The 12,982-nt window shown below is 56.4% G+C and carries 9 protein-coding genes and 1 pseudogene; 7 read left to right on the plus strand and 3 right to left on the minus strand.

Annotated elements, in window-relative coordinates; translation table 11 throughout:
* Nucleotides 1–278 precede the first annotated feature (278 nt).
* A complete protein-coding gene (rluB, locus tag FO014_RS21015; RefSeq protein ID WP_160030933.1) occupies nucleotides 279–1,193 on the plus strand; it encodes a 23S rRNA pseudouridine(2605) synthase RluB in 915 nt (304 codons plus the stop codon).
* 46 nt (nucleotides 1,194–1,239) lie between these two features.
* On the opposite strand, the gene cobO is transcribed toward rluB, so the two are convergent.
* Both cobO and FO014_RS21025 read right to left on the minus strand, forming a co-directional pair.
* Nucleotides 1,240–1,830, minus strand: coding sequence for a cob(I)yrinic acid a,c-diamide adenosyltransferase (gene cobO / locus FO014_RS21020; RefSeq protein WP_111736997.1), 591 nt, complete (start codon nucleotides 1,828–1,830; stop codon nucleotides 1,240–1,242).
* Nucleotides 1,831–1,842: 12 nt separating this feature from the next.
* Entirely contained in the window at nucleotides 1,843–2,604 is a 762-nt protein-coding gene (locus tag FO014_RS21025) for a YciK family oxidoreductase (RefSeq protein WP_160030934.1), read from the minus strand.
* Nucleotides 2,605–2,963: 359 nt separating this feature from the next.
* Here FO014_RS21025 and sohB point away from each other — a divergent pair, with 359 nt between their 5' ends.
* Nucleotides 2,964–4,010, plus strand: coding sequence for a protease SohB (sohB, locus tag FO014_RS21030; RefSeq protein WP_105231314.1), 1,047 nt, complete (start codon nucleotides 2,964–2,966; stop codon nucleotides 4,008–4,010).
* Nucleotides 4,011–4,058: 48 nt separating this feature from the next.
* Here the strand turns inward: sohB and FO014_RS21035 are convergent, their stop codons facing one another.
* The gene (locus FO014_RS21035; RefSeq protein ID WP_160030935.1) at nucleotides 4,059–4,310 is read right to left on the minus strand and encodes a YciN family protein; all 252 of its coding nucleotides are present in this window, start codon (nucleotides 4,308–4,310) and stop codon (nucleotides 4,059–4,061) included.
* A gap of 425 nt (nucleotides 4,311–4,735) precedes the next feature.
* Here FO014_RS21035 and topA point away from each other — a divergent pair, with 425 nt between their 5' ends.
* The 5 genes and pseudogenes from topA (at nucleotide 4,736) to acnA (ending at nucleotide 12,962) form a co-directional block, all read left to right on the plus strand.
* Nucleotides 4,736–7,339 carry a type I DNA topoisomerase gene (topA, locus tag FO014_RS21040; protein ID WP_105231312.1) on the plus strand — a complete coding sequence of 868 codons (2,604 nt, stop codon included), beginning with the start codon at nucleotides 4,736–4,738 and terminating at the stop codon, nucleotides 7,337–7,339.
* 359 nt (nucleotides 7,340–7,698) lie between these two features.
* The gene (gene cysB / locus FO014_RS21045; RefSeq protein ID WP_015672511.1) at nucleotides 7,699–8,673 is read left to right on the plus strand and encodes an HTH-type transcriptional regulator CysB; all 975 of its coding nucleotides are present in this window, start codon (nucleotides 7,699–7,701) and stop codon (nucleotides 8,671–8,673) included.
* Between the two features lie 484 nt (nucleotides 8,674–9,157).
* Nucleotides 9,158–9,568 (plus strand): annotated as a pseudogene (locus FO014_RS24075) (hypothetical protein); the annotation flags it as partial.
* Between the two features lie 2 nt (nucleotides 9,569–9,570).
* Nucleotides 9,571–9,996 (plus strand): hypothetical protein, encoded by a 426-nt coding sequence (locus FO014_RS21055; RefSeq protein ID WP_105231311.1) that lies wholly within the window; start codon nucleotides 9,571–9,573, stop codon nucleotides 9,994–9,996.
* A 293-nt stretch (nucleotides 9,997–10,289) separates the two neighbouring features.
* Nucleotides 10,290–12,962 (plus strand): aconitate hydratase AcnA, encoded by a 2,673-nt coding sequence (gene acnA, locus FO014_RS21060; protein WP_160030936.1) that lies wholly within the window; start codon nucleotides 10,290–10,292, stop codon nucleotides 12,960–12,962.
* Nucleotides 12,963–12,982: the final 20 nt, after the last annotated feature.

Below are 12,982 nucleotides of genomic sequence, written 5' to 3' on the forward strand. Positions count from 1 at the left end.
CATGGTGTGCGTAGAAACGTGCTTATGCGTTATTAGGCTTATTTCAGGCTGTCAGCGCTGAGTGAAAAACGAACATTCTTTTTAGAATCATTAATTCTAAAATTTGTGTAGAATGTGCGGCCACGTTGAATGATGCGTGGTAGCTGGTGTGGTGCCGCGTGTGCCATGCAGCGTGCCAAAAAGTATGCAAGATTATAGGGTTATGGCGCCGATTGCCGTAACTGATTGAACGTATAGTATACGCAGACGCCTGTGAAGGCGACGCAAGAGGTTGCTCCATGAGCGAAAAATTACAGAAAGTTTTAGCGCGTGCCGGTCACGGTTCGCGTCGTGAAATTGAAGGCATGATTGAAGCCGGACGCGTCAGCGTCGACGGTAAAGTGGCGACGCTGGGCGATCGCGTGGAAGTGAATCCGGCGATGAAAATCCGTATTGACGGCCATGTGGTGTCGGTAAAAGAGTCGGAAGAGGCGGTGTGCCGCGTACTGGCTTATTACAAGCCGGAAGGCGAGCTCTGCACCCGCAGCGATCCGGAAGGGCGCCCGACGGTGTTCGATCGTCTGCCGAAACTGCGTGGTTCGCGCTGGGTGGCCGTGGGCCGTCTGGATGTGAATACTTCGGGGCTGCTGCTGTTCACTACCGACGGTGAACTGGCCAACCGTCTGATGCACCCGAGTCGTGAAGTTGAACGTGAGTATGCCGTGCGCGTATTCGGTCAGATTGACGACGACAAGGTGAAACAGCTGAGCCGTGGCGTACAGCTGGAAGATGGCCCGGCGGCGTTCCGCACCATCAAGTTCCAGGGCGGGGAAGGCTTGAACCAGTGGTACAACGTAACGCTGACCGAAGGACGCAACCGCGAAGTGCGTCGCTTATGGGAGGCGGTCGGCGTACAGGTCAGCCGTTTGATCCGCGTGCGTTATGGTGATATCGATCTGCCGAAAGGCCTGCCGCGCGGCGGCTGGGCTGAACTGGATCTGTCATCGATCAACTACCTACGCGAACTGGTGGAGCTGAAGCCGGAAACGGTCAGCAAGCTGCCGGTCGAGCGTGAGCGTCGCCGTGTGAAGGCCAACCAGATTCGCCGTGCGGTGAAGCGTCACAGCCAGGTCTCTCCAGGACGTCGTGGCAACGGCGGCGGCAAGCCGGTGGGCGCTAAATCTGCCGCCAAGCCGGCGCGTAAACGCAGCTAATCCGCAGCCCCGCGTAGCCGCCAATCGACGGCTACGCGGAGGATGATTACCAGTCGATGCCCTGTTGGGCTTTGATGCCGGCGTCAAACGCATGTTTCACCGGCCGCATCTCCGTCACCGTATCCGCCAGTTCCAGTAAATCACGATGGCAGCCGCGGCCGGTAATTATCACCGTCTGATGGGCCGGGCGCTGCGCCAGCGCCGTCATTACCGCTTCCAGTTCCAGATAGCCGTATGCGACCATATAGGTCAGCTCATCCAACAGCACCACATCCAGCGACGCATCGGCCAGCATGCGTTTACCGTGCTGCCAGACCGCCTGACAGGCCGCCGTATCGCTCTCTTTACTTTGCGTCTCCCAGGTAAAGCCGGTAGCCATCACCTGAAACTCCACGCCATGCTGCTGCAGCAGATTCTTTTCACCGTTGGGCCATTCGCCCTTGATAAACTGAATGACGCCGGCCTGCATGCCGTGGCCTACCGCGCGGGTGACCGTGCCGAACGCCGCAGTGGTTTTCCCTTTCCCGTTGCCGGTGAATACCAACAGTAACCCCCGGCTTTCCTGCGCGGCGGCAATACGCGCGTCGACCTGCTCTTTTAAACGCTGCTGACGCTGCTGGTGGCGATCTTCAGCCATAAGGCATTCTCCCTATTCGGTGGCGCCGGGTTTGCGGTTGGGCTGGGCGTCAAAGCTCATGCCGGTTTTACGGCGGCTGTCATCACCCATCAGATACAGGTACAGCGGCATGATATCCGCCGGGGTTTTCAGCTTGTTTTTGTCTTCATGCGGGAAGGCGGCGGCGCGCATACTAGTGCGCGTTCCGCCCGGATTGATGCAGTTTACCCGCAGATGACGGCTTTTATACTCTTCCGCCAGCACCTGCATCATGCCTTCGGTGGCGAATTTGGAGACGGCATAAGCGCCCCAGCCGGCGCGTCCCATGCGGCCAACGCTGGAGGTGGTAAAGATCAGCGAGCCGGCAGGGGATTTTAACAGCAGCGGCAGCAGCGCCTGGGTCAGCATAAAGGTGGCGTTGACGTTGACCTGCATCACATCGTGCCACATTGCCATATCGATCTCGGCCATTGGCACGATATCACCCAACAGGCCGGCGTTATGCAGTACGCCGTCCAGACGCGGCAGCTGATCCGTCAGGTCGGCGGCGACCTGGCGGCATTGCTCCTGCGTGGCATGCAGCAGATCCAGCGTGACGGTCAGCGCCGGCGCGCCGCCTTGGGCGGCAATTTCGTCGCGAACAGCCAACAGTTTGCTTTCGGTGCGGCCCAGCAGCACCAGCTGTGCGCCGAAACGCGCATAGGTTAATGCGGCTTCGCGGCCGATGCCGTCGCCTGCGCCGGTAACCAGAATGATGCGTTGCTCCAGCAGATCGTGTTTAGGGTTGTAATGCACAATAATTCCTCGCGCCGTGACGGGCAATTTCCACCGTTTTCGGGGAAATGCAGTGGGTGTGGGAGGCCGGCGGCGGGCGTGTCGGTTCGACGGTCGCGCTGGCCCCGCAGCGAATGCGATGATCACATTGATAAATAATGCGTGTTATATGCCTGAAACGGATCGCATTTTCAATGATAAGGCGGGCGAAACGGCATTCTTTTGTAACAAAAACGGAACAATCCCAGCGTGCCGCCCGGGTGAAGACGCTCATCCGATGCGTCGCGTATTCCAGGAAGGGGAATTTGCCGCGACAGCCGGGGGAACAGTTGGCTAGAATGAACGAAGACAACTAACAACCTGTTATCAAGGCGGAATCTGTGGAGTTTATATCTGTTTACGGCCTGTTTTTGGCCAAGGTCGCCACGGTGGCGATCGCTATCGCCGCGCTGGCGCTGCTGGCGGTAAGCCTGGGACATCGCAAGAGCCAGCAAAAAGGGGAGCTGCGGCTGACCGATCTCGGCGAACAATACCGCGATATGCAGCGTGATATGCGTCTGGCGCGGATGGATGCGGCAGAGCAAAAAATCTGGAACAAGCAGTTTAAGAAGCAGACCAAGGCCGACGATAAGCTCAAAAAGCAGCGGGCGAAGGCGGGCGCGGTGGAGGCGGGTAAGCCTTGTCTCTACGTGCTGGATTTCAAGGGCAGCATGGACGCGCATGAAGTCTCTTCACTGCGCGAAGAGGTCTCTGCCGTGCTGGCGGTGGCAACGGCGCAGGACGAAGTGCTGCTGCGTCTGGAAAGCCCTGGCGGCGTGGTGCACGGCTACGGCCTGGCCGCTTCGCAGTTGGAACGCCTGCGCAACGGCGGCATCCGCCTGACGGTGGCGGTGGACAAAGTCGCCGCCAGCGGCGGTTATATGATGGCCTGCGTGGCGGATCGCATTGTGGCGGCGCCGTTTGCCATCATCGGCTCCATCGGCGTGGTGGCGCAGATCCCCAACTTCCACCGCCTGCTGAAAAAGAACAATGTGGACGTCGAGTTGCACACCGCCGGTCAGTTCAAACGTACGCTGACGCTGTTTGGTGAAAACACCGACGAGGGGCGTGAGAAGTTCCGCGAGGAGCTGAATGAAACCCATCTGCTGTTCAAGCAGTTCGTCCATCAGCAACGTCCTTCGCTGGATATCGACAGCGTGGCGACCGGTGAGCACTGGCTCGGCACGCAGGCCCGGGAAAAAGGGCTGGTCGACGCGGTGGGCACCAGCGATGACCTGCTGATTGCCGAAATGGAAACCCATGAGGTGATCGGGGTGCGCTATACCCGCCATAAACGGCTGATCGACCGCTTTACCGGCAGCGCGGCGGAAAGCGCCGATCGCCTGCTGCTGCGCTGGTGGCAGCGCGGAGAAAAGCCGCTGCTGTAAGCCGGGGAGTATCGCGGGGGCCTTGGCCCCCGTTTTTTTATCCGTCGCTCAATCGATCAGATGGTATTTTTCTGAAAGTCGGTGGGCGAGATGTTTAAACATATTAAATACCGCCGTAGTTTTTGCCGTCGGCAAACCGTCCGGATCTAAAAAGTATTCGCCGCGAAATACCAACACGCCGTTTTTTTGTTCGACATCGGTGGCGACCATGCCGTGGAGATAATCCTCATGCTGACGGATGATGTTATTTGCTTCTTTGAGTAACGCTTCGCGGTTAATCGGTGAAGTATCATTGTTCATTTATTGCACTCCGGATATCTTTACTGCGCATATACTAGCGCTGCTTTCCGTTTATCCGCAAATAAACTAAGGTTTAGCTGCCGTCTGGACGGCTGGCAGGCTATGGAAATTGGCGAAAAAGCGTTTTCCGTGCTAATTAGGTTGCGTGGCGCTTTTTATCAGGTACAGTGTGGGATTTTGCGGCCTCAGGTGGAAATTTTTGTTTACGCCAACGGCGAGCCATAGACGGCCATACCTCTGGAGCATGGCTGAAAGGCGGGGGCGATCAGCAACTTGCGTTCAGGTTGAGCAGTTAAGCAGCCAACGGAAAAAAACATGTTGATCTCCGGCCAGACTGCCGCAATATAAAAAAGAGATGTGAATTGCCGCGGCACGGCGAGATAAAAGACTTCTTTTCAGAAGAAATAAATTAGGTAAAGGTAAATATGGGTAAAGCTCTTGTAATAGTTGAGTCCCCGGCAAAAGCCAAAACTATTAATAAATATTTGGGTAATGACTACGTGGTGAAGTCCAGCGTCGGTCATATCCGTGATTTGCCGACCAGTGGCTCAGCCAGCAAAAAGAGCGCTGACTCAAGCGAAGACAAAACCAAGGCCAAGAAAAAAGTTAAAAAAGACGCAACGACGGCGCTGGTAAACCGAATGGGCGTCGATCCTTATCACGGCTGGAAAGCGCATTATGAAATCCTGCCTGGTAAAGAAAAAGTTGTCGCAGAGTTAAAATCGTTAGCGGAAAACGCCGACCACATTTATCTCGCAACCGACTTGGACCGCGAAGGGGAAGCCATTGCCTGGCACCTGCGGGAAGTGATCGGCGGCGATGATCAGCGCTTCAGCCGCGTGGTGTTTAACGAAATCACCAAAAACGCCATTCAGCAGGCGTTCAGCGAGCCGGGCGAACTGAATATTGACCGGGTTAACGCCCAGCAGGCGCGTCGCTTTATGGACCGCGTTGTGGGCTATATGGTCTCGCCGCTGCTGTGGAAGAAAATTGCCCGCGGCCTGTCCGCCGGCCGCGTACAGTCGGTGGCCGTCCGCCTGGTGGTGGAGCGCGAGCGCGATATCAAAGCCTTCGTGCCGGAAGAGTACTGGGAACTACGCGCCGACCTGCTGGCGCAGGGTGAAACCGCGCTGCAGATGGAAGTGACCCATGCGCACGGCAAACCGTTCAAACCGGTAAACCGCGACCAGACCTACGCGGCGGTGGCGTTGCTGGAGAAAGCGCGCTACACGGTGCAGGATCGTGAAGACAAACCGACCAGCAGCAAGCCGGGCGCGCCGTTTATTACCTCCACGCTGCAACAGGCGGCCAGTACGCGTCTGAGCTTCGGCGTGAAGAAAACCATGATGATGGCGCAGCGTCTGTATGAAGCGGGCCACATTACCTATATGCGTACCGACTCCACCAACCTGAGCCAGGATGCGCTCAATATGGTGCGGGGTTATATCGGCGACAGCTTCGGTGAGAAATACCTGCCGAAAGCGCCGAATCAGTACAGCAGCAAAGAGAATTCTCAGGAAGCGCACGAAGCGATTCGTCCTTCGGACGTGAACGTGGTGGCCGAACAGCTGAAAGATATGGAAGCGGATGCGCAAAAACTGTATCAGCTGATCTGGCGTCAGTTTGTCGCCTGTCAGATGACGCCGGCGCAGTACGATTCCACCACGCTGACGGTAAAAGCCGGTGATTACCAGCTGCGCGCCAAAGGCCGCACGCTGCGTTTCGACGGTTGGACCAAGGTGATGCCGGCGTTGCGCAAGGGCGATGAAGATCGCACTCTGCCGTTTGTCGACATCGGCAGCGAGCTGGATCTGCAGCAGTTGATCCCGAGCCAGCACTTTACCAAGCCGCCTGCGCGCTACAGCGAAGCATCGCTGGTGAAAGAGCTGGAAAAACGCGGCATCGGCCGTCCTTCCACCTATGCCTCGATCATCTCCACCATTCAGGATCGCGGCTACGTGCGGGTGGAAAACCGCCGTTTCTATGCGGAAAAAATGGGCGAAATCGTCACCGACCGGCTGGAAGAGAACTTCCGCGAGTTGATGAACTACGATTTCACCGCCCGCATGGAAGATGGCCTCGACCAGGTGGCGAACAACCACGCGGAGTGGAAAGCGGTGCTGGACGAGTTCTTTGCCGAGTTCAGCGAACAGCTGGAAACGGCGGAAAAAGACCCGGAAGAAGGCGGGATGCGCCCGAACCAGATGGTGCTGACCAGCATCGACTGTCCGACCTGCGGCCGCCAGATGGGCATTCGCACCGCCAGCACCGGGGTGTTCCTCGGCTGTTCCGGCTATGCGCTGCCGCCGAAAGAGCGTTGCAAAACCACCATCAACCTGGTGCCGGAAGCCGAAGTGCTTAACATACTGGAAGGGGACGATGCGGAAACCAACGCCTTGCGCGCGCGCCGTCGCTGCCAGAAGTGCGGCACCGCGATGGACAGCTACCTGATCGATAACCAGCGCAAACTGCACGTGTGCGGCAACAACCCGGCCTGTGACGGTTACGAGATTGAAGAGGGCGAGTTCCGCCTGAAAGGCTATGACGGCCCGGTGGTTGAGTGTGAGAAGTGTGGTTCTGAAATGCACCTGAAAATGGGGCGCTTCGGTAAATACATGGGCTGCACCAACGAAAACTGTAAGAACACGCGTAAAATCCTGCGCAGCGGTGAAGTCGCGCCGCCGAAGGAAGATCCGGTGCCGTTGCCGGAATTGCCATGCGCCAAGTCGGACGCCTATTTTGTGTTGCGTGACGGCGCGGCCGGCGTGTTCCTGGCGGCCAATACGTTCCCTAAATCGCGCGAAACCCGAGCGCCGTTGGTGGAAGAACTGCAGCGCTTTAAGGACCGTCTGCCGGAAAAACTGCGTTACCTGGCCGATGCGCCGGTGGCCGATCCGGAAGGCAACAAAACGCTGGTGCGCTTCAGCCGTAAGACCAAGCAGCAGTACGTCTCTTCGGAGAAAGAGGGCAAGGCCACCGGCTGGACCGCGTTCTTCGTCGACGGCAAATGGGTTGAAACCAAAAAGTAATCGTTGCTGACGGCAGCAATCTTAAAAAACCAGCCCGGGCGGCTGGTTTTTTTATGCCCGTGCCCGGGGAAATCGGCCATTCTGGTGCGTTTTAATCACCGCGGACCGGCGTTGCGCATTGATAGTAATGCGAAATAATCGTTATCATAGTGTGACGTGGATCTATACTTGAAGCTATGGCGTGATATAGTGGTTATATAAAAATATGTATTTATGATTAAAGCTTATTAACAACGGCGTTTTCTGCAGCATCTGGGTTAACACTGTGTTATGGCTCACCAACTTTTCAGCATACCGGGAAACACCGATATACCTGAATGCGGCCTGGCCGCAGTGTTTAACCTAGGATGGTATAAGATATGAAATTGCAGCAGCTTCGTTACATTGTGGAAGTGGTTAATCACAACCTGAATGTGTCATCGACAGCGGAAGGGCTTTATACCTCTCAGCCCGGCATCAGCAAACAGGTGCGTATGCTGGAGGATGAACTGGGTATTCAGATCTTCGCCCGCAGCGGCAAACACCTGACGCAGGTGACGCCGGCAGGCCAGGAGATTATCCGCATCGCGCGCGAGGTGCTGTCCAAGGTCGAGGCAATCAAAGCGGTTGCCGGCGAACATACTTATCCGGATAAAGGCTCCCTGTACGTCGCCACCACCCATACGCAGGCGCGCTATGCGCTGCCTAACGTGATCAAAGGCTTTATCGAACGTTATCCGCGCGTCTCATTGCATATGCATCAGGGGTCGCCGACGCAGATCGCCGAAGCGGTGTCCAAAGGCACCGCCGACTTCGCTATCGCCACCGAGGCGCTGCATCTGTACGACGACCTGATTATGCTGCCGTGCTACCACTGGAACCGCGCGGTGGTGGTGAAACCCGATCATCCGTTAGCCGGCAAAAGCCATATCACCATTGAAGAGCTGGCCGAATATCCGATAGTGACCTACACCTTCGGCTTTACCGGTCGTTCAGAGCTGGATACCGCCTTTAACCGCGCCGGGCTGACGCCGCGTATCGTGTTCACGGCTACCGATGCCGACGTGATCAAAACCTACGTCCGCCTGGGGCTAGGGGTGGGGGTGATTGCCAGCATGGCGGTCGACCCGGTGCAGGATCCGGATCTGGTGACCGTCGACGCCCGCGATGTGTTCACCTACAGCACCACCAAAATCGGTTTCCGCCGCAGCACCTTCCTGCGCAGCTATATGTACGACTTTATCCAGCGCTTTGCGCCGCATCTGACGCGCGACGTGGTGGACACCGCGGTGGCGCTGCGCTCGAATGAAGAGATCGAGGCGATGTTCAAGGACATCAAGCTGCCGGTGAAGTAGGGCGTAAAATTAACGATTTACCGCAGGATCAACACTCGGGTGTTCGCTCACCTGTTTCAATCTGTTGATTGAAACAGGCTGTAAAGCCAGACTTACCGGGAGGGAACATTTATCCCTCCCGTTTTCATATCTCCTTAGAGCGCAGAGCCAAGGCGATATTGATTCACGTTACATACTCACCACACATCCCTTCTAACGTGCCCTCGACGCTATCATCTATAGAGCTGAGTTATGGTCTGATAGCTTTTTACTAACATGGAGTGGGTCACGCATTCAAAAGTGTCATCGTGGCGATTCACTGTAAATTTACTCTAGACCCAGGTCACATCTTTTTCTGTTTATACCCTTAAAATAATCTGCAGATTTTCCAGCATGCATGTGCTAAATATTAATAAAAAATCAATATGTTAACCTGAAAGGATATAGGTTATGAGTACTCGACGGGATATACAGGATGGAGCGAAATTTGAATGGCTGACAAGCTATGTTGGCGATGATGTTGAATACATCGTTTTTCTTTGAAAACTTACAAAGCCAGCGTGTTTTTTCGTGGTATACAGACAGCGGCTATAGTGGTGAAGATCTCGTTTCTAACCTGTTTGGATTTTATCGTTATATGATTCCTGGCCGATATGATTATCGAGTCAGGCCCGTGAGTTATACTGCGGCTGTGCGTCGATGGGATTATTACGGCTCTATCGGCTCCCATAAAAATAGCGGTTTTCTACCGATACTTTTTCCTGATCCAAGCGACCCTTGTGTCAGGCGCCAACCGTACAAGGTAAATCTTCCACATTTTATGACGTGGATGCGTCCGTGGGATGACTTTACGTCCGGGACTGTCAACGTTCTTACGGGCAATGGAACATCATTTGAATTCAAAGGAGTGAGGTAACCGTGAGAACGTTGTTGAAGTGGGGCAGTTTGACGCTGATGGGCGTGCTTCTTCTGAGTGGTGTGTTTATCTATGTCGTTGCATCAGGCGTTAATGAGGTGACTGAATACACGGAAAACGACTTTTTTACCTATCGCATCCTGACGGATAAAGAGATCGCGCAAGCGCCGCGTATTTCAGCGGATTACGTTTTTGTCTCGCAGCCCGGCGACGGGCATGCACCATCAAACGCTATTATTTTTCAACGTGCCTCTGACATCGAGCCGCTCAGGATTTATCTGCGGGGCTTGGGTTACGCTCTGGATAAGCGGCGACTTGGCGCTAATGAGGTTTGGTCGCAGCAGGAACGACATGGCGGCGCGGTTTTTTATCTCTCTTTTAATCGCGGCACTGGTGAAGCGGTATTGACCAAAGTGCAGAACGATTAATTCCTGCCGGATCCCGGCGTTACTTTTTGCCTGCCGATGCCTAGGTGTTTTCCTGTCTTTTGTCGCACGCGGCGTCCACAATCCTTGCCAATGATGTGGTTGTTTATTGCTCCTTTTTTGGTGGGTTTCATCCTAACCCTTTGACTTTGTTAGCGCTTATCGGCGCGCCATCGCTTTTGCCTATCGCTGTGATCAAATCGTGTTGTTATCAAAACGTTACATTACGTTTGTGTTATCTTTAAACAAGACCTCAGTAATTACCCTGTTTTTGACATAATAAAAATGGAGGAGCTATGTCGTCCAATCTTAGTGAAACGAGTATGGATAAGCTGGTTGCACTGAATAGCGAATATCACTATTACAGCCTGCCACAGGCGGCCAAACAGCTCGGAGATATCGACCGGCTGCCGAAGTCCATGAAAGTGCTGTTGGAAAACCTGCTACGTCATATCGACGGCGATACGGTGCAGGTTGAGGATTTACAAGCGATCGTCGACTGGCAGCGCAGCGGACATGCCGACCGTGAAATTGCCTACCGCCCGGCGCGCGTGCTGATGCAGGATTTTACCGGCGTGCCGGCGGTGGTCGATCTGGCGGCGATGCGCGAAGCGGTGCAGCGGCTGGGCGGCAATGTCGAACAGGTCAACCCGCTGTCGCCGGTAGATCTGGTGATTGACCACTCGGTAACCGTCGATGAGTTCGGCGACCCGCAGGCATTTACCGATAACGTGCGCATCGAAATGCAGCGCAACCACGAACGTTACACCTTCCTGCGCTGGGGGCAGCAAGCCTTTAACCGCTTCCGTGTGGTGCCGCCGGGCACCGGGATCTGCCACCAGGTCAACCTTGAGTATCTGGGCCAGACCATCTGGCATGAGGAGCAGGACGGCAAACGCATCGCCTACCCGGATACGCTGGTGGGCACCGATTCCCATACCACCATGATTAACGGCCTGGGCATCCTCGGCTGGGGCGTCGGCGGTATCGAAGCGGAAGCGGCGATGCTGGGGCAGCCGGTATCGATGCTGATCCCGGACGTGGTGGGCTTTAAACTGACGGGTAAACTCAGTGAGGGCATCACCGCCACCGATTTGGTGTTAACCGTCACGCAGATGCTGCGTAAGCACGGCGTGGTCGGCAAGTTCGTGGAATTTTACGGCGACGGCCTTGCGCAATTACCGCTGGCGGACCGCGCCACCATCGCCAATATGGCGCCGGAATATGGCGCTACCTGTGGCTTCTTCCCGGTTGATGAGGTCACGCTCGGCTACCTGAAACTGAGCGGACGCAGCGACGAGCAGATCGCGCTGGTGGAAAGTTACGCCAAAGCGCAGGGCATGTGGCGTCATCCCGGCGATGAGCCGGTTTTCACCAGTTCGCTGGCGCTGGATATGTCGACGGTGGAAACCAGTCTGGCCGGGCCGAAGCGGCCGCAGGATCGGGTGGCGCTGTCGGCAGTGCCGCAGGCCTTCCAGGCCGCGACCGAGCTGGACATAGGCGGCCAGAAAAACCGGGCGGACTCCGTTCCTTTCACGCTGGACGGCGCAACACATCCGCTCAGCAACGGCGCGGTGGTGATTGCCGCCATCACGTCGTGCACCAACACCTCTAACCCCAGCGTGATGATGGCCGCCGGCCTGTTGGCGAAAAATGCGGTGGATAAAGGCCTGCAGGTGAAGCCATGGGTGAAAACCTCGCTGGCGCCGGGTTCCAAAGTCGTGACCGACTACTTCGCCAGCGCCGGGCTGATGCCTTATCTGGAGGCGCTGGGCTTTAATCTGGTGGGTTACGGCTGCACCACCTGTATCGGTAACTCCGGTCCGCTGCCGGAGCCGATCGAGCAGGCGATTAAAACCGGCGATCTGACCGTCGGTGCGGTGCTGTCCGGCAACCGTAACTTTGAAGGTCGTATCCATCCGCTGGTAAAAACCAACTGGCTGGCGTCGCCGCCGCTGGTGGTCGCCTATGCGCTGGCCGGTAATATGCAGCTGGATCTGGCCAAGGATGCATTGGGAGAAGGGCACGACGGTAAACCGGTGTATCTGAAAGACATTTGGCCAAGCAATACCGATATCGCCAAGGCGGTAGAGGAAGTCCGCACCGAGATGTTCCGTAAGGAATACAGCGAAGTGTTTAACGGCGACGAGGAGTGGCGGGCAATCGAGGTGGCTGCGTCGGCGACCTATAACTGGCAGGAGGACTCCACCTATATCCGCCATCCGCCGTTCTTCAGCACCATGCAGGAAAAACCCGAGCCGGTGCAGGATATCAACAACGCACGCCTGCTGGCGATCCTGGCGGATTCTGTCACCACCGACCACATCTCCCCGGCGGGCAATATCAAGCACGATAGCCCGGCGGGACGTTACCTCAGCGAGCACGGGGTGGCGGACAGTGACTTCAACTCCTACGGCTCACGTCGCGGCAACCATGAGGTGATGATGCGCGGCACCTTCGCCAATATCCGCATCCGCAACGAGATGGTGCCGGGGGTGGAAGGCGGCTATACGCGCCATATCCCGTCACAGGAAGAGATGGCGATTTATGACGCCGCGATGCGTTATCAGCAGGAGCAGGTGCCGCTGGCGGTGGTCGCCGGTAAAGAGTACGGCTCCGGCTCCAGCCGCGACTGGGCTGCCAAAGGGCCGCGCCTGCTCGGGGTGCGCGTGGTGATCGCCGAGTCTTTCGAACGTATTCACCGCTCAAACCTGATCGGCATGGGGATTTTACCGCTGGAATTTCCGCAGGGCGTGACGCGCAAAACGCTGGCGCTGAGCGGGGATGAGAGCATCAGCGTCGGCGGCCTGCAGAGTCTGCAGCCGGGGCAGACGGTGCCGCTGCATATCACCTATGCCGACGGCCGTGAAGAGGTGGTGGATACCCGCTGCCGCATCGACACGCAAACCGAGCTGACCTACTACCAGAACGATGGCATCCTGCATTACGTCATCAGGAAAATGTTGTAATAAAAAAGGGCGCCTGCGGG

The organism is Serratia rhizosphaerae, from assembly GCF_009817885.1.
Lineage (GTDB): Bacteria > Pseudomonadota > Gammaproteobacteria > Enterobacterales > Enterobacteriaceae > Serratia_B > Serratia_B rhizosphaerae.

Coding starts and splice junctions, on each gene's coding strand:
- topA (WP_105231312.1), top strand. CDS start 4,736: ATGGGTAAAGCTCTTGTAATAGTTGAGTCCCCGGCAAAAGCCAAAACT.
- rluB (WP_160030933.1), top strand. CDS start 279: ATGAGCGAAAAATTACAGAAAGTTTTAGCGCGTGCCGGTCACGGTTCG.
- cysB (WP_015672511.1), top strand. CDS start 7,699: ATGAAATTGCAGCAGCTTCGTTACATTGTGGAAGTGGTTAATCACAAC.
- FO014_RS21035 (WP_160030935.1), bottom strand. CDS start 4,310: ATGAACAATGATACTTCACCGATTAACCGCGAAGCGTTACTCAAAGAA.
- cobO (WP_111736997.1), bottom strand. CDS start 1,830: ATGGCTGAAGATCGCCACCAGCAGCGTCAGCAGCGTTTAAAAGAGCAG.
- acnA (WP_160030936.1), top strand. CDS start 10,290: ATGTCGTCCAATCTTAGTGAAACGAGTATGGATAAGCTGGTTGCACTG.